The sequence below is a fragment of the Polycladomyces subterraneus genome (assembly GCF_030433435.1).
In the GTDB taxonomy this organism is placed as follows: Bacteria; Bacillota; Bacilli; order Thermoactinomycetales; family JIR-001; genus Polycladomyces; species Polycladomyces subterraneus.
In genome coordinates, this window is record NZ_JANRHH010000034.1 from 27,326 (window position 1) to 43,498 (window position 16,173).

Sequence of the window (16,173 nt, forward strand, 5' to 3'; positions counted from 1 at the left end):
CGTCACGCCCTCCCTGCCGCAGATTCCGTACGTTCGATCTCATCCACTTGAATGTAGTGGTGATCGTCGTATTCAAACGAGCGTTTCAGCATGCAATACAGCACGCCGAGCAATCCGATGATACCCATCCAGTACCATTCAAACACCAACCCGAACCCGGCGATGAAGAACCAGATCGACATGATAAACGGCCGGCCCGAATTGTTGGGCATGTGAATCGGTTTGAGCGGTCGCAGTTCCCACGGTTGTTTCCGTTTCCGCTGCTTCATGTGCCACCACGCGTCAAGGTCATCCACTTCCGGGATGCGAGCGAAGTTGTAGTGCGGTGCCGGCGAGGAAATCGACCACTCCAGCGTCCGTCCGTTCCAGATGTCGCCCGTGAGATCGCGTTCGCCGTGGCGTACGCTGTACAAGATGTTGTACACCATGATGAGGAACCCGACACCCATCATATAGGCACCCACCGTGGAGATAAAGTTGTACGGAGTCCATCCAAGCCCTTCCGGATAGGTGTACATCCGCCGGGTCATCCCCATCAAGCCCACGAAATACTGAGGGAAGAAGCAGACGTTAAACCCGATGTTAAACAGCCAAAATGCCCATTTCCCTTGCCGTTCGTCCAGCTTAAAGCCGAACATTTTGGGCCACCAATAGTACAGCCCCGCCAAACATCCGAAAACTGTTCCCCCGACCAATACATAGTGGAAGTGGGAGATCAGGAAATAACTGTTGTGATATTGGTAATCCGCCGGTGCCACAGCGAGCATCACCCCGGTCAAGCCCCCGATCAGGAACGTGGGGATGAAACCGACCGCCCACAGCATCGGCGTCGTAAATTCAATCCGTCCTTTGTACAGCGTAAACAGCCAGTTGAACACCTTCACCCCGGTCGGAATGGCGATCGCCATCGTCGATATCGAGAAGAAGGAGTTAACGGCCGGTCCTGCACCCATCGTGAAGAAGTGGTGCACCCATGTAAGGAAGCTGACCGCCGAGATCACGACCATCGAGTACACCATCGCACCGTATCCGAACAGCCGCTTGCGGGCGAATGTGCTGATCACTTCGGAGAAAATACCGAATGCCGGCAAAACCACGATATACACTTCCGGGTGACCCCAGATCCAGAAAAGGTTGGCCCACATCATCGGCTCTCCACCACCGGCAATGGTGAAGAAGTGCGACCCGAACAACCGGTCAATCGTCAACAGGGCCAACGCTACGGTCAGCACCGGGAACGCGAAGATGATAATGATTGACGTGATCAACACGGACCACGTAAACATCGGCATCCGCATCAGCGTCATGCCCGGCGCGCGCATTTTCAGGATGGTGACCAGGAAGTTGATCCCGGTCATCAGCGACCCGATCCCGGAAATCTGCAAACTGAGCAAATAGTAGTTGATACCAGGTCCGGGAGCAAGATCACTGCCGGCCAGCGGTGTGTAGTTGGTCCAACCCGCATCCGGCGCGCCACCGATCATGAACGCAATGTTGAACAGCATGCAACCGGCAAAAAACAGCCAGAAGCTGACGGCGTTCAGGTAAGGGAACGCCACGTCGCGTGCCCCGATTTGCAGCGGTACGGCCACGTTCATCAATCCGAAGATGAACGGCATGGCCATGAAAAAGATCATGATCGTCCCGTGCGCGGTGAATATCTGGTTATAGTGTTCCGCGTCGAGAATATGCAGATTTGGCAAAGCCAACTGCGTCCGCATTAACAAGCCGTCAATCCCGCCGCGGAACAACATCAACAGCGACGAGATGAGGTACATGATCCCGATCTTTTTGTGGTCGACGGTCGTCAGCCATTCGTCCCACAGCCATTTCCATTTTTTATAGTAGGTCAGAACGAACACGATCCCGGCGATGGTGAGCACGCTCAACACGTCGGCCACATAAATCATTGGCTCGCCGGTCACAAAAAAGTTCTTGGGAAGATGAAATCCCATACTTGCCAATCCTCCTTTTCCCTCAATGGGCGTGATGGTGCATCGTTCCGGTGACAGGCTCTTTCGGCCGGTTCATCTGATTTTTGATGCCTTTGACGTCCCCGATCAATCCCGCTTGATCGGCAATTTTGGGGTAGGAAGAGAAGGTCATTTTCTTCGCCAAACCGCGCTCCAACAGTTTGAGATACTGTGCTTCCGTCTGTTTCGGTGCGGTTTTCTTCACCTGCTGAACCCATTTGTCATAATCCGCAGGCGACTTGGCGACTACGTCAAAGGTCATGTGAGTGAAATACTTACCGGAGAAGTTGGCGCTTCTCCCTTGGTACACACCGGGATGATCCGCCTGCAACCACAGATGCATCACCATGCCGGGCATGGTATATTCCTGTCCGCCCAGTGAAGGAACCCAAAACGAGTTCATTGGTCCCACCGCGTCCATCTCAAACTGAACCGGTGTATCGGCAGGAATCGTCACGTAGTTGACTGTCTCAATTCCTTCCTTGGGATAACGGAAAATCCATTTCCAATCCGCCGACGTCACCTTGATCGTCATCGGCGGTCTGTCACTGGATGGTTGTTTTTCCAAGCCGTATGTCGCCTTCACCGTAGGAATCGCCAATGCGATGACGACTGCGACGGGAATCAATGTCCAGATCATCTCCAGGAGTTTGCTACCCTCCTGATCCGGCGGTTCGTATCCTTTGTTTTCCGGTTTGGCCCGATATTTGATGATCACGTACGCAAAAATCCCAAACACCGCCAAAACGATGATCAACATTAATCCGAACGACCAAACGATGAGATCATATTGTTGTTTCGCGACAGGGCCTTTCGGATCCAGTACCACATATTGTTCACGACTGCAGCCCGCCAGCAGCAACACTGCCGACAAGCCGATTAGTGTCAGCCATTGACGTAAACGTTTGCGAAATGGCTCCATCGTCTTTATCCCCTTTCCCGCACCAGCGAAGAATTGTTCAACATTTCACATAAATCGATTTCATGGCTTCGCCGATGCTTGATCACTTTCGGTATTATCCCGGTAATAACCGGTAAATTCAGGGTGTTTCAGGATATGTTAGGGCTTTGGATATAAAGGATTTTGATTCCATCCAATCATATCAAATCCTTTCTCATGCAGTCCTCGGTTTCCGCTCGATTTCAAACGAATTTCATCAAGCTGAAACAAATCAGCCACCATTTGTCGAAAAAAACGTCACATATATGGGAAAAATTACCTCCATCCTTCAAAAGCCCTTGATACGAAGGATGAAAAAGAGAAGCTGGATTTATCGGGATTGGATAAAAAAAAAAAAAGTCGATCCCGTAGAGGATCGACCTTGGAAAATCGAATCAGGGCATTAACGGTACGTCACGATGCGGTCCAGTGAATGGCGGTGATGGGGATAGCCGGGTTCGACACCTTTGCCAATCGCCACCAAAGCAGGGATTTGTACGTGATCCGCCAGGTTGAGAAGCCGCCGCACCTTGACGGGGTCAAACCCGAGCATGGGAGAAGTGTCGTATCCCATTCCTTTGGCCGCAATGAGCAGGAACCCCAAAAAGATGTATGTTTGAGCAGCTCCCCACGCTCCGCGTTGTTCTACACTTTGCGGTCCGAACGTATCCAAAATGGTCTTCTCCAACCGGTCCACCGCTTCAGGCGGCATATTAGGGTGTGCGAATTCCCGGGGATGTTGGAGTACATCCTCCATATCGCTGGTCACCACAATGACAGCGGGAGCCGAGCCGACCTGCTTTTGTCCGTAAGCTGCCTCTTGCAATTGTGATTTCAATTCCGGGTCGGTCACGACGATCACGCGCCACGGTTGCACGTTCCACGCACTGGGTGCCAAATGGGCCAACCGGAGGATCTCCTGCAAATCTTCACGCGGAATGGGCTTTTGTTCATACTCTCGAATACTGCGCCGGCTTTCAATGGCTTCTTTCACGCTGAGGGTCATGCAACATGTTCCTCCTCACGCATTTTTCTCATTTTTTGAAATCATTAATTTTACGATCATTATATCGCAACAAGCTGTATAACTGCACCTGACTATGTCGGGGTTTGACGACAGGGAAACGGAGCAACTGATCCGATGGCTGAAAAAAATGGGGCTTAAAGCGGAAAAACGATTGAAGGGGCAGAGGTGTTAACACCCCATGCATGTTGCATGGGGTGTTGGTGTTCATCTGATGCCGGCATAAGCCGGTTTGTCCAGCAACTCGGGTACCGTCACAATTTCGTAGCCGTGTGATTTGAGGTATTGAATGATTCGCGGCAATGCTTTGATCGTGTTGTCCAAATGTCCGCGTGCTCCCGCCGAGTGTTGCAGGATGATGCCGCCCGGCCCCGTTTGGTTCCGCACATAGCGCATGATTTTGGCGGCCGGCGTCCCCGCCCAGTCGCGGGTATCCACACTCCAGTCGACGATGGTGTAACCCAGCTGATGAAACCGCTGTTCGAGCTGATCATTCAGCTTTCCGTACGGCGGACGGAACAACAGCATTCGCAAGCCTGTCAATTTGAAAATGACCGTATTGGTCCGTTCAATCTGCTCAACTGCCTGACTGGGCGTTAAACGGGTCAAGTCGGGGTGATTCCAAGAATGGTTGCCCAACACATGTCCTTCCTGAAGAATCCGCCGGATCATCTCCGGGTGTGCTTGAGCATTTTTCCCGGTGACAAAAAAGGTGGCGTGGACACCTTCTTTTTTCAGGATATTTAACACCTGATTCGTGTAGTATGTATCCGGTCCGTCATCAAAGGTAAGCGCCACGGCTTTTTTTCCGCCCGATCCCTTAAAAAAGATCAACGGCTCGGATTCGGCGGACGATTTTTGCTCAGACAGTTGGGTGGAGCTTTTCTTGGAATCGGTCTGGGCTTGATCAGTCAACGGCTCTTCATCCGGCAGTTCCCCAGTCGGTTTCTCTGTTATCGAAGATGAGGGTTGTTTGGATTGCGGGTTTGTGTCTGAGACAGATGCTTGATGTTGCGCCGTGTTTGGTTGTTGATGGTTAGTGTTTGAGTGCGGGGCGGGTTTCGCCGTCACTTGACCCGAACAGCCCGCACTCAGCATGACCATCAACCCCACAAGCACGAAACGGGTCCACAGTCGCAAATGCGCTCCCTCCCATTTCTCCCCAAAATCTCTCTCTACTCATTTGTCAAGGTGATTGAAAAACAATAACACAAAAAGAGAAGGTGCAGTTCCCGTCACCGCACCTTTTTGGTTATGCCTGCCGTCCCAAACCGATCGAACGAACGGACGATTTCATTGTACCATGATCGTCACGATTCGACATTTTGCAAACAGGCCTGATTTTCTATTGAAATAGTAGAAAATAATCGTTTTTGACTACTTTCCTTCCTCTCCCATCTTTTTTTTGTGAAATCACATATGGAAATCAGTGGATATTATTTTTGCCGTTTTCCCACTCTCTCCGCAACAACCCGTAAAGCCACATATCATGACGACGACCATCACGATGCAGGAATTCGCGGTAACATCCTTCCCGTTGAAATCCAAGTTTCTCGTACAATGCGACAGCAGGGCGATTGTAGGCGAAAACGGTCAGTTGGACGCGGTGAAGGTTGCATTCGTCAAACGCAAAATCTAAGATTAACCGCAAGGCATCCACGCCGTATCCGTTACCCCGGTGTTCCGGCCCTATCGAGATCGACAACCATCCCGTTCCGTGATTCCACAATATGTCCTCAAGTGTGACCATGCCTACCAACCGATCATCATCCTGTGTACGGATACCGAACAAAAAACTTTTCTCATGATTCTGATAACGATCACGCCACTGTTCCAACCTCTCCCGTGTCATAGGCACATCAAAAGCGGACAGCATACGTATCCATTGCCCATCCGCATACCATTGTGCAATCACATCCAAATCGGAATCGGTGAGCGGGCTCAACCGAACTCGCTCACCGACGAACAACGGTTTAACCATTGTATTTCTCCATTTCCTCTTCGCTGATGTCGAAGTTAGCGTAGACGTTTTGCACGTCGTCATGGTCTTCCAACGCTTCCATCAAGGCCAGCATTTTGGGAACGTCTTCTCCTGACAGCTGGACCGTATTTTGCGGCACCATCGTCACTTCGGCGGTGGTGAAGGACAGTCCCTCGGCTTCCAGCGCATTTTTTACTTCTTCAAAGCTTTCCGGATCAGTCGTGATTTCATAGGTTTGATCCGTCGTTTGGAAATCCTCCGCTCCGGCTTCCAACGCCACAGCCAAAATGTCTTCCTCGTCCTTGTCTGTTTGGCTCCGGTCGATTACCAGCAACCCTTTGCGGTCGAACATCCAGGCCACACAGCCGGATTCACCCAGGTTGCCGCCCCGTTTGGAAAAAATGTGACGCATGTCGGCGGCAGTCCTGTTGCGGTTGTCCGACAAGGCCTCCACCATCACCGCAACGCCGCCGGGACCGTACCCTTCGTAAACGATATGTTCGTAGTTGTTGCCCCCGTTTTCGCCCGTCGCCTTTTTGATTGCCCGTTCGATATTGTCGTTGGGCATGTTTTGCGAGCGTGCCTTGGCGATGGCCAGGCGCAACCGTTGGTTGTTATTGGGATCCGGGCCGCCTTCCCGTGCGGCGACGAAGATTTCGCGAGCCAGTTTGGCGAATAGTTTGCCCCTCAGTGCGTCTTGCCGTCCTTTACGATGTTGAATGTTTTTCCATTTGGAATGACCAGCCATGTTCCACACCTCTTCCCACAGCGTCATCCGTATTATATTATAAGCCCCAGTCGCGAAGATAACGGAAGTCGACGCCGATCGTGCGGTCTCCCAGCTTCAGAATCACCGGCAGTCGGCGTTTGTACTGATTTCGCACGATCCGGCGGGTCACCCCTTCCACAAAATCGGAAGGGAACCCCAGCTCCGACAGCTGTTCCCGTGTATAGCGACAGTCGATCAAGTAGTACAGGAGACGGTCGACGTCGAAGTAACTGAAACCCAATTCTCCCTCGTCCGTCTGATCCTGCCACAGATCAGCGCTCGGCGGTTTGTTGATGATTTGTTGCGGGACGCCCAGGTAGGCAGATAGTTGGCGTACCTGCGTCTTGTACAGATCCCCGAGCGGATTGACCGCCGACGCCATGTCACCGTATTGGGTTCCGTAACCCAACAACAGCTCCGTCTTGTTGCTGGTACCGATCACCAATGCGTTGTATTGGGCGGACAGGTCATACAAAATCGTCATCCGTTCGCGCGCCATTTTGTTTCCTCGTCTGAGCGGGGTGGCATCGGGAAACCGCTCAAAATAGGCGTCGATCTGCGGAGTGATGTCGATGGTGAGCGACTCCACACCCGTGTCGTCGATCGCCGCCTGCGCATCGGCCAAACTGGACGGACTGCTCGTTTTGTACGGCATCCGCACGGCCGTAACACGATCTTTGCCGAACGCTTCGACGCACAGATACAACGACAGGGCGGAATCGATACCGCCGGATAATCCGAGGATGACCCGGTCAAATCCAGCTTTTTCCACCTCTTCCCGCAGTGCCCGCGTCAAGATAGCGACGGTCAGTTTTTCATTTACCCGTAAATACGGTGCTCGCGCCAACATCTCTTCGATCTTGTTCATGACCGGGTCCCCTCCTCCGTCCGCCGGGCAATGATCCGGTTCAGTTCGCGCGCCGTCAACTCCACATCCTCATCGCGTAACATCGGCATTTGGAAACGGGCCCGGCGAATCTGATCCGGCTTCACGTCAACCAACACCAATTCCGGCTCGAACAAGGCGCCTTGCTTGATCAGACGGCCGAACGGATCGTAGGCCATCGACCCGCCGAAAAAGGTGACGCCGTCCTCAACACCAACACGATGGGCGAAAAAGACGTAAGACCCTTGCAGCATCGCATGATTGGAAAGCAGACGGTGCCACACCTGCTCGGACCCCAGCCCTTCACTTCCCACGCGTCGAGCCGGGGAATTGGACAGAACGATCAGCCATTCCGCCCCGTCCTGGGCCAACAGATACGGCGCCGAAACATGCCACATGTCCTCGCAAATCAACATGCCCATCCGTCCAAATCGGGTCTCGAAGCTGCGGATATTCCGACCACGCCCGAAATACCGGGCTTCGTCAAACATGCCGTACGTGGGCAGATAGACTTTGCGATGGACGTGCACGATCCGGCCGCCGCTCGCATAGACACCGGCATTATACAAAATATGATCCGGACTTTCTTCCACCATCCCGAACACGAGATCCACCTCTTTGGACAGCGATACCATTTCCTGGATCTCGGGATGGTCCATCGTCCGGGCCACTTCATACGTCAAATCTTGCAGTTGATATCCCGTCAAGCTGAGTTCCGGGAAAATAACGAGATCCACTTGCTTCTCCTTCGCTTGCTGGATCATCTCCCGGTGCAATGCGAGATTGCGATCCAACCGTCCCAGTGCGGGACGGATCTGCGCCAACCCTATTCTCATCGATCGGCCTCCTCAAAACAACAAAAAAAGGCTTATGAAATCATTCTTCATGATACCATAAGCCTTCCATGCTACCAAGATCTTATTGTTTCAAGAAATCGCTGCCAATGTTCCCGGTCCCGGACGAGCTGTTTGAGATAGGGCAGGGATTTGACAAGTGCGTATCCTCTCTTCTCTTGGACAAGACCAACCGCTTCCCGGAAAAATTCATTGGGAAACGAAAGCAGAGCGACGAGCAATGTCTTTTCCCCGGCGGAAAGAGGACGAATCGCTTCGTATTCGGCCAGGAGCATCCGATAAATATCCGGTGCCCAGTGATGTTCGGACAGTGTGCGGGACATCAACTGCCATACATCACCCAGCTGGCTGTCATAATCAGCAGTCTCAAAATCGATCAGCCACAACTGTCCTTTTGTGTCCATCACCCAATTGTGACTGGCCAAATCCCGGTGCGCCAAACGGTGAAGACGACGATCCCGCTTCACCCATTTTCGCAGACCCAGCGCGTTCAAACGCGACATTGCCGCCACCCCGGCTTGATAAAAAAATGAACCATATGTTTTCATCAAACTTGCTAACTCGTGGTCCGTATCTCCGAGTGTCGTTATCGTCCGGTAAAACTCGCGCAACCGGGTGTCCAAGCGCTCTTCCAGCAAATATTCCCCCTGATGATATGGACGGGTCTGCAAACCGTCTCCCAACCGATGAAACAAGGCCAGTTGACGCGCCGCTTTCCGTGCATCGGACAACTTTTTGTACGAAGCCGGTTGTCCTGGAATGAGCGGAGTCAACACCCATCGTTTCCCGTCCGTCCGAATCTGCGGCATCAAATGGAAGCCCCGCATTCGCATCTCCCGGTCCACCCATAGCCACCAGTACAGGTGAGCAACGTGCTGCACCCGTTTGGCTACCCAATCACCTCTGGAGGTGCGTACCCGCCATAAGCGCCGAAACGGTTCCGCTCCCCAGACCGGTGTGCCCAGCACATCGGCCACTCGCAGAAGGTCTTTTTCTTTCATACTCCCTTCCCCGTCAATATTCCGCTGATGAACTTTCCGCCGTCTCCACCGCGCTTTCCCATTCAAAAGCGGGTGGTGTCGGAGATTCCTCAACGGCTTTCGTCCGCGAAAGATCAGATTGTTGTCTTGAAGCACGTGGAATCCCCGGTGATTGTGACGGCCAGGCGTGCCAATGAGGCGAGTACATCGGCGGATAATACGTCTGATAATCGGGTGTGTAGGGAAACACTGGCGGATAGAACTCGTACGGGGGATAGGGTATGGGCGGTATGCCGGGATGAAAGGGCCTCGGATAACCTGGGGGCTGAACCGGTGTCGGGATGCGCGGGACTATGGGACGACGGGGGTGAGGGGGGTGAGGGGGAGGATCATTATGGTAGGAAGACTCCTTCTCACCTTGGGTCGATTTTGAGAAGGATGTGTTTTTTACCTTTACCCGACCCGTGGGTATTTTCACTTTGGTTCCCGGTGTCAATCCGTTTCCGTCGCTCAATTGTGGGTTGAGCTCATTCAATTTGTCGATGGAAACACCGTAACGCGCCGACAGGTCATTCAGTGTTTCCCCCGATTGCACAATATGAATTTTCATCCGTTCTTCCCTCCCAAAAAAACTCCGTTGAAAAAGGAACACGCTCCGACGATCCGGAAGCGTCCAGTATCACGGTCGAACGTCTACTTACATCATATGCACCCATGGGCGATTTGCTTACTTTAACAAAAATGTTGCCATTTCGTTGGAGCGTATAGTTGACGAGATCATGCGCAAATCGATATCGTAGGCTTGGAACCCTTTGACAGGAGCGATTCGAGATGAAAATCAAACCGAATCCCGTATGGTTTTTGGTCAGCATGATCTCCTGTGCAACCTTGCTCCTTTTTGCAGTTGGATTTGTTCTCGGTGTCGAAGAGGTCTTGTCGCCACCGGATGAACCGGCCTTCCCTGCTTCTGCCGGTAAACAGGAGCCGACGAGCGTTACTGCCGGCAACGGGCTCCTTGTCGGTATGGGTGATTCACTGACCCGGGGAACGGGCGATCTCTCCGGTAAAGGTTATATCGGTTACGTCCGGGATGCCTTGGAGAAGCAAACTCGGCATCCCATCGGTCTGGTCAATCTGGCGGTCAAAGGTCAGACTTCTACCCAATTGGCTCAACAAACCGATGAACCCCGTGTTCGTCAACTATTGCGTTCTGCCCGCTGGATCACCTTCACCATCGGTGGAAACGACCTGTTCAGGGAAAGCGGTGGTCCGGACCGCATCAATACGGTCGCATCGGAACAAGGCCTCCGGCTCTATGAGCGAAATTTGCAGCACATTCTGGACAATATTCGTAAGTACAATCCGAACGCTCCCGTTTTCGTGTTCGGTTTGTACAACCCGTTCGGAAACTTGACGGGAAAGACCCAAACTTCCCATCTCATCTTGGAGTGGAACGATACACTGCAACGCGTGGCCAATCAGTATCCCCGCGTGGTGGTGGTACCCACGTTCGACCTGTTTCAACTCAATCCCGATCGATACCTGTATACCGACCATTTCCACCCCAATTCGGACGGTTATCGCTTGATGGCACAACGATTGATCCAGGTGATGAATCCGTCAAGCGGAGGTGACACTCATGCCCAATGAATCTACACCCGTCTTGTCAGTCGAGGGCCTCACAAAAACAATCGGTTCGCGTACCATCGTGGATCGCATCTCCTTTGAAGTGAATCCAGGCGAAATCTTTGGCTTTCTCGGACCCAACGGCGCGGGGAAAACGACCACGATCCGTATGCTGGTCGGGTTGATCCGGCCCACTGCAGGATCGATCCACATCGCCGGACATGATTTGCAAAACGACTTTTTGCGTGCGATCCGCCATGTGGGTTGCATCGTGGAAAATCCGGAGATGTACCCCTACCTTACCGGGAGAGAAAACTTGGAGATTTTCGCCCGTATGCAGGGAGACGTCAGCGCGGAGCGAATCGAGGAAGTCGTCCGGTTGGTGGAGCTGGAGCACCGCATCGACGATCGCGTCAACACCTATTCACTCGGTATGCGGCAACGTCTCGGCATTGCCCAAGCCTTGCTGGGGCGTCCCTCGTTGCTTATTTTGGATGAACCGACCAACGGACTGGACCCCGCCGGAATCCGGGAGCTGCGGGCATTTGTCCGGCAATTGGCCAAAACGGAAGGCATCAGCGTGTTCATCTCCAGCCACATTCTGCACGAGGTGCAATTGATGTGCGATCGGGTCGCCATCATCCACCAGGGCCGCTTAGTCAAAACCGGTACCGTCCAGCAATTGTTGGATGGATATCCCCGTGTGGAGTGGCACCTGCGATCCGTTCCGAAAGGCGAACAAGTACTAAGCTCCCTACCCGATGTCGTAATCCTGGACACATCGGAAGACGGTAGCGTGTTGACACAGATGCCAGAAGAGCGAATTGCTCAAGCCAACCGTGCCTTGTTGGAAGCGGGAGTGGACGTGGTCGGCATTGAGCAGAAACGACCCACATTGGAAGACCTATTCCTGGAGACGACGGAGGGGAGCCACATTGCGTAATTTCGCGGGTTTGGTATACAACGAACTGCTGAAAATATTGCGCAAACGGCGAATCCTGGTCGTCCTGCTGATCTTGGCCGTACTGATTCCGGTTTTTACCTACGCTCAGTACCGCACCGTGCAAAATACAGTGAAACAGTTGGGCACCTCCGATTGGCGTGCCGTCGTGCAACAGCAAATCATCGACATGCAAAACCGCTTGTCTTCCAGCCGCGTGCCGGAGGAGTGGAAAAATTGGATTCGTCTCAACATACAGCAACAACAATATTACCTGGATCACAACATCAACCCGACCAGCCCCGGAGCACCCACATTCGTTCGAAAATTTGCGGAAGAATCGTTATCCCTGTTTCTCCCTCTGCTGGTGGTGGTGATCGCATCGGACATGGTTTCGTCCGAGTACGGGGCAGGCACCATCAAATTGCTCCTGACCCGACCGGTTCGCCGCAGTCGTGTGTTGTGGAGCAAGTTCGTCGCCCTGCAGTTGGCCGTGGCGCTGATGTTGCTGTTGAGTGCCATTTTGTCTTATGTGATCTCCGGCGTGTTATTCGGATACTCCGGATGGACGATGCCTGTGTTGACCGGGTTTCAGGAGCGAGGTGGAGAACTGATCTCCGCTCATGTCCATCTGGTGCCGCAATGGCGATATATTCTGATGAGCTATGGACTGGCATGGTTCGCCTGTGCCGCCGTGGCTACCATCTCGCTGATGGTGTCAGTATTGGTGCGCAGCACGGCCGCCAGTATGGGCATCATGATGGCTGCCCTGATTTCGGGTACCCTGCTTTCCCAGCTGGCCCCTTCCTGGTCTGCGCTCAAATATCTCGCTTTCACCAATCTTGAGCTGACCAATTTTCTTTCCGGCTCACCGACGATGGTGGAAGGGTTGACGCTTCCCTTCTCTATCGTCGTGCTGTCCGTCTGGTCCCTGGTCAGTCTCATCGTCGCATTTGCTGTTTTCACCCGACGCGATGTGTTGGCATGAACAACAAACGGGAACCGCATCCTTCCCGATCCGAAGGCCACCGGGTGCGTGTTCCCGTTTATTATCGATATGCCGGCAAATCGAGCAGTTCGGATACCTTGACAAAACGGTATCCCTCGCGGCGCAGTCGCTGGATGATCCTCGGCAGAGCCTGGACCGTGTTTTGCAAATTGCCCCCTCTTCCCGTGGCCGAATGCATCAAAATGATCGATCCGGGGCGAATGTGCGACAACACATTGGTCGCGAGGACCGTCCCCGGAATGCCTGACCAGTCGAGACTGTCCACGTTCCACAAAATGATTTTGTACCCTTCCCCCACTGCCTCCCGGATCACGGTTTCACTCAAAGCACCGTACGGCGGTCGGAAAAAACGGGGCCGCACGTTCCCAACCCGATTCATCTCGTCACTCGCTCTACGCAGTTCCCTTCGGACTTGCCCCGCCGATTGCCGCGACATCTTGGGGTGACTCCATGAGTGATTGCCCACTTCGTGCCCTTCCCGCAACATGCGTTGAAACACTCGCGGATAACGTTGAACCCGTCTGCCGACGACGAAAAAGGTACCTTTGACACTAGTTCGACGCAAGACATTCAGAATCCGCGGAGTGAATACCACATCCGGTCCGTCGTCAAACGTCAGGGCCACTTCCCGTATGTTCATTGGCCCGCGCAAAAAAATATCCCGGGGATAAAGTGAGGCCCAATCAATCGTCCGTGAATAGGGTGGACGTTGTCCGGGCCGCTCCGGCCCACCGGATAGCGGGGGCAACTGACTGATTTCCACCGGCACGGTGGGAATGGGTGGCGGAGCGGAGAACGGAGTGAGCATATAGGGGAAATCCATTTCCGGCCTGGGAACCGGAGAAACTACAGATGGCCATGCGGATGTCATCCAAGGATAATAAGGATTGTCATGACCGAACAAGCCACATCCCCCCGATAATTTGACACGCTTTATCTTATGGGCGGATGGGCGAATCGGTGACAGATCCACTGGAGCGATAATCCCATTATTGTCAATCTCCCGTTTGGTTTCATACGCTGTAAAATCACAAAACAAGGAACGGAGGACCCATGATCACGATTAAAACAGCGGAACAATTGGAAAACATGCGGAAAGCGGGACATTTGCTCGCGTTGTGTCACAAGCAAATCGCCCATCGTATCCGGCCGGGCGTCACAACACGGGAGATCGATTCGTTTGCAGAGCAGTTTTTGGAAAAACATGGTGCCAAACCGGAACAAAAGGGGTACATGGGATACCCGTACGCCACATGCGCATCCGTCAATGACGTGATTTGCCACGGACTTCCCAATAACGAGCCGCTGAAAAACGGTGACATCGTCACGATCGACATGGTGGTCAACTTAAACGGTTGGCTGGCCGATTCTGCCTGGTCCTATCCCGTGGGGACCGTTTCCCCACGCGTACGCCAATTGCTGCAGACCACACTCCGAGCGCTGGAAGCAGGTATCCGCCAAGCAGTGGTTGGAAATCGGATCGGTGACATCGGTCACGCCATCCAATCCTTGGCAGAAAAAGAGGGCTTTTCGGTGGTTCGACAATTTGTGGGTCACGGGATCGGGCAACGGATCCATGAAGAACCTGTCGTACCCCACTTCGGTCGCCCCGGCACCGGCCAGCGTTTGCAAGAAGGCATGGTCATCACCATCGAGCCCATGATCAATATGGGCGATTGGAAAGCCAAAATTGATACCGACGGCTGGACCGCTCGAACAGTGGATGGGCAATGGTCCGCCCAATATGAACACACTGTCGCCATCACATCGAACGGACCACAAATATTGACCAAGTTGTAGCAGCGGTCACCGGTTTTCCACTCGAAGCGGACCAATCCGCATCGGCTGAAAGGACAGCGCCTGGTTCGGTTCCGCTTTGGCATCAATCAATTGATATTGAGGACGGATCGCCCGTTTTTGCAGGTTAATCGGTGCTACGATCAGCGCATCTTTATAAGTATCCACCACAACAACGGGTTGTGGTTTTTTCGCCACCAAATACCACTGTTGATTTTCAGCTACCAATTCACCACTGATCCGTGCAGTGATCACCACCAACACGACAAGCACCAGTGCACTCGCCAGCAATCTCCTTCTGTGCAGACACTCGAAAAGCACCCCGATTGCCACGACGTTGAATATGCAAAGCCCCCACCATTTGTAGGGGTGTTTCCAGTAAAAAAATCCCATCTTGATACTCGTTACAAACCACAACGACAACGGGATCAACAGGGGGAACACAAACCGACCGTACTGATGAATCCATGGAACTTGCAAGGACAAAATACCCAGCAGGCAGATCAACACGATAATACTGACGGATAAGATCAAAGTATTGACGCTGATGTCCGCATACATGGACGGCAGATGGAAATACGCCTTGTACCCGACCTCCGACAGGTACGCGGAAAAGTATCCTAAACCGGTAATTACTCCCAACAACAGTCCTTCCGGCAGAGAAACCCGCAGCGGGCTCACTCGTTCTTTAAACTCATACAGCCATGTTTCCTTTTTCGCTTCCACGTCGGTATCGCACTTCTTCTATTGCGCCATACTGTAAAAAAACGTCTTAGACGCAAGGTGAACAAAATGATGAAATCAACTAACACTAACCACACCGAAATGCGCACCATGCTGCTGTCCTTTGTGGCCATGATGGTGCTGAGTGCTGTCGCGTTTGCTCTCGTTTGGCTACGGATGCCGCCCAATATGGTCGTCCCGGTGCTCTTCGTTTTGGCATTTGTCCAAGTGATTTTGCAACTGTATTCCTTCATGCATCTCAAGGAAAAGAAAAACAATGCTTTTCCCATACTGTTCATCAGTAGCGGCATCTTTTTCGGTTTGGTCTTCGCTTGGTACATGTGGTATACGAAATGATCACGAAGCTTCTGGATAGCTTGGGTGATCCTTTTCTGCTCTTTCCTGTTTCGCTACTACGCTAGCGACGAACGTAAGCCGAGGTGGCGTTCGGTCTGATCACGGCTCAATGGACCTGGACCTTTTGACCCATATAGGCCCGCATCACTTTCCCACTCCCTCCATCTGCGCTCTGGATACAGATAAGGCAGCTTGAAACAAGGGCGCAGGATGGACCAAGCTTCGTTCAGGAAAAAATCACCTGCGATTCCATTCCTGCCGGAACGATGCCTCAGTCGGGCTTCGGAACTCGCTCCACCCGGAATTTCCAGATA

General features: G+C 52.8%; 17 protein-coding genes. 5 read left to right on the forward strand and 12 right to left on the reverse strand.

What is annotated here, in order from left to right; translation table 11 throughout:
- Positions 1-2: 2 nt before the first annotated feature.
- The 10 genes from qoxB to NWF35_RS08310 form a co-directional block, all read right to left on the reverse strand.
- A complete protein-coding gene (qoxB, locus tag NWF35_RS08265; RefSeq protein WP_301238581.1) occupies positions 3-1,955 on the reverse strand; it encodes a cytochrome aa3 quinol oxidase subunit I in 1,953 nt (650 codons plus the stop codon).
- Between the two features lie 22 nt (positions 1,956-1,977).
- A complete protein-coding gene (qoxA, locus tag NWF35_RS08270) occupies positions 1,978-2,895 on the reverse strand; it encodes a cytochrome aa3 quinol oxidase subunit II (RefSeq protein WP_301238582.1) in 918 nt (305 codons plus the stop codon).
- A 421-nt stretch (positions 2,896-3,316) separates the two neighbouring features.
- Positions 3,317-3,919 (reverse strand): nitroreductase family protein, encoded by a 603-nt coding sequence (locus tag NWF35_RS08275; protein WP_301238583.1) that lies wholly within the window; start codon positions 3,917-3,919, stop codon positions 3,317-3,319.
- A 225-nt stretch (positions 3,920-4,144) separates the two neighbouring features.
- Positions 4,145-5,077 carry a polysaccharide deacetylase family protein gene (locus NWF35_RS08280; RefSeq protein ID WP_301238584.1) on the reverse strand — a complete coding sequence of 311 codons (933 nt, stop codon included), beginning with the start codon at positions 5,075-5,077 and terminating at the stop codon, positions 4,145-4,147.
- 286 nt (positions 5,078-5,363) lie between these two features.
- On the reverse strand, positions 5,364-5,918 hold the full coding sequence (locus NWF35_RS08285; protein WP_301238585.1) for a GNAT family N-acetyltransferase: 555 nt from the start codon (positions 5,916-5,918) through the stop codon (positions 5,364-5,366).
- A complete protein-coding gene (locus NWF35_RS08290; protein ID WP_301238586.1) occupies positions 5,911-6,666 on the reverse strand; it encodes a YebC/PmpR family DNA-binding transcriptional regulator in 756 nt (251 codons plus the stop codon). Before NWF35_RS08290 ends, NWF35_RS08285 begins: the two co-directional genes overlap by 8 nt.
- Before the next feature lie 37 nt (positions 6,667-6,703).
- Positions 6,704-7,555, reverse strand: coding sequence for an NAD+ synthase (locus NWF35_RS08295; protein ID WP_301238587.1), 852 nt, complete (start codon positions 7,553-7,555; stop codon positions 6,704-6,706).
- A complete protein-coding gene (locus tag NWF35_RS08300; RefSeq protein WP_301238588.1) occupies positions 7,552-8,409 on the reverse strand; it encodes a nitrilase-related carbon-nitrogen hydrolase in 858 nt (285 codons plus the stop codon). Before NWF35_RS08300 ends, NWF35_RS08295 begins: the two co-directional genes overlap by 4 nt.
- Positions 8,410-8,480: 71 nt before the next feature.
- The gene (locus NWF35_RS08305) at positions 8,481-9,428 is read right to left on the reverse strand and encodes a protein kinase family protein (RefSeq protein ID WP_301238589.1); all 948 of its coding nucleotides are present in this window, start codon (positions 9,426-9,428) and stop codon (positions 8,481-8,483) included.
- 13 nt (positions 9,429-9,441) lie between these two features.
- The gene (locus NWF35_RS08310; RefSeq protein WP_301238590.1) at positions 9,442-10,017 is read right to left on the reverse strand and encodes a LysM peptidoglycan-binding domain-containing protein; all 576 of its coding nucleotides are present in this window, start codon (positions 10,015-10,017) and stop codon (positions 9,442-9,444) included.
- Positions 10,018-10,238: 221 nt separating this feature from the next.
- Between NWF35_RS08310 and NWF35_RS08315 the strand changes: the two genes are divergently transcribed.
- From NWF35_RS08315 to NWF35_RS08325, 3 genes are read left to right on the forward strand one after another with little or no spacing between them, the layout of a single operon-like run.
- A complete protein-coding gene (locus NWF35_RS08315) occupies positions 10,239-11,057 on the forward strand; it encodes an SGNH/GDSL hydrolase family protein (protein WP_301238591.1) in 819 nt (272 codons plus the stop codon).
- The gene (locus NWF35_RS08320; RefSeq protein ID WP_301238592.1) at positions 11,047-11,976 is read left to right on the forward strand and encodes an ABC transporter ATP-binding protein; all 930 of its coding nucleotides are present in this window, start codon (positions 11,047-11,049) and stop codon (positions 11,974-11,976) included. Before NWF35_RS08315 ends, NWF35_RS08320 begins: the two co-directional genes overlap by 11 nt.
- Complete coding sequence (locus NWF35_RS08325; RefSeq protein WP_301238593.1) at positions 11,969-12,961, forward strand: ABC transporter permease; 993 nt, start codon at positions 11,969-11,971, stop codon at positions 12,959-12,961. Before NWF35_RS08320 ends, NWF35_RS08325 begins: the two co-directional genes overlap by 8 nt.
- A gap of 61 nt (positions 12,962-13,022) precedes the next feature.
- Here the strand turns inward: NWF35_RS08325 and NWF35_RS08330 are convergent, their stop codons facing one another.
- Positions 13,023-13,886 (reverse strand): polysaccharide deacetylase family protein, encoded by an 864-nt coding sequence (locus NWF35_RS08330; RefSeq protein ID WP_301238594.1) that lies wholly within the window; start codon positions 13,884-13,886, stop codon positions 13,023-13,025.
- Between the two features lie 149 nt (positions 13,887-14,035).
- Here NWF35_RS08330 and map point away from each other — a divergent pair, with 149 nt between their 5' ends.
- Positions 14,036-14,782, forward strand: a complete 747-nt coding sequence (map, locus tag NWF35_RS08335; protein ID WP_301238595.1) for a type I methionyl aminopeptidase — start codon at positions 14,036-14,038, stop codon at positions 14,780-14,782.
- A gap of 6 nt (positions 14,783-14,788) precedes the next feature.
- On the opposite strand, the gene NWF35_RS08340 is transcribed toward map, so the two are convergent.
- Positions 14,789-15,505, reverse strand: a complete 717-nt coding sequence (locus NWF35_RS08340; protein WP_301238596.1) for a hypothetical protein — start codon at positions 15,503-15,505, stop codon at positions 14,789-14,791.
- A gap of 69 nt (positions 15,506-15,574) precedes the next feature.
- Between NWF35_RS08340 and NWF35_RS08345 the strand changes: the two genes are divergently transcribed.
- The gene (locus tag NWF35_RS08345; protein WP_301238597.1) at positions 15,575-15,859 is read left to right on the forward strand and encodes a cytochrome C oxidase subunit IV family protein; all 285 of its coding nucleotides are present in this window, start codon (positions 15,575-15,577) and stop codon (positions 15,857-15,859) included.
- Positions 15,860-16,173 lie beyond the last annotated feature (314 nt).

Coding starts and splice junctions, on each gene's coding strand:
- qoxB (WP_301238581.1), bottom strand. CDS start 1,955: ATGGGATTTCATCTTCCCAAGAACTTTTTTGTGACCGGCGAGCCAATG.
- qoxA (WP_301238582.1), bottom strand. CDS start 2,895: ATGGAGCCATTTCGCAAACGTTTACGTCAATGGCTGACACTAATCGGC.
- NWF35_RS08275 (WP_301238583.1), bottom strand. CDS start 3,919: ATGACCCTCAGCGTGAAAGAAGCCATTGAAAGCCGGCGCAGTATTCGA.
- NWF35_RS08285 (WP_301238585.1), bottom strand. CDS start 5,918: ATGGTTAAACCGTTGTTCGTCGGTGAGCGAGTTCGGTTGAGCCCGCTC.
- NWF35_RS08290 (WP_301238586.1), bottom strand. CDS start 6,666: ATGGCTGGTCATTCCAAATGGAAAAACATTCAACATCGTAAAGGACGG.
- NWF35_RS08295 (WP_301238587.1), bottom strand. CDS start 7,555: ATGAACAAGATCGAAGAGATGTTGGCGCGAGCACCGTATTTACGGGTA.
- NWF35_RS08300 (WP_301238588.1), bottom strand. CDS start 8,409: ATGAGAATAGGGTTGGCGCAGATCCGTCCCGCACTGGGACGGTTGGAT.
- NWF35_RS08305 (WP_301238589.1), bottom strand. CDS start 9,428: ATGAAAGAAAAAGACCTTCTGCGAGTGGCCGATGTGCTGGGCACACCG.
- NWF35_RS08310 (WP_301238590.1), bottom strand. CDS start 10,017: ATGAAAATTCATATTGTGCAATCGGGGGAAACACTGAATGACCTGTCG.
- NWF35_RS08315 (WP_301238591.1), top strand. CDS start 10,239: ATGAAAATCAAACCGAATCCCGTATGGTTTTTGGTCAGCATGATCTCC.
- NWF35_RS08320 (WP_301238592.1), top strand. CDS start 11,047: ATGCCCAATGAATCTACACCCGTCTTGTCAGTCGAGGGCCTCACAAAA.
- map (WP_301238595.1), top strand. CDS start 14,036: ATGATCACGATTAAAACAGCGGAACAATTGGAAAACATGCGGAAAGCG.
- NWF35_RS08345 (WP_301238597.1), top strand. CDS start 15,575: ATGAAATCAACTAACACTAACCACACCGAAATGCGCACCATGCTGCTG.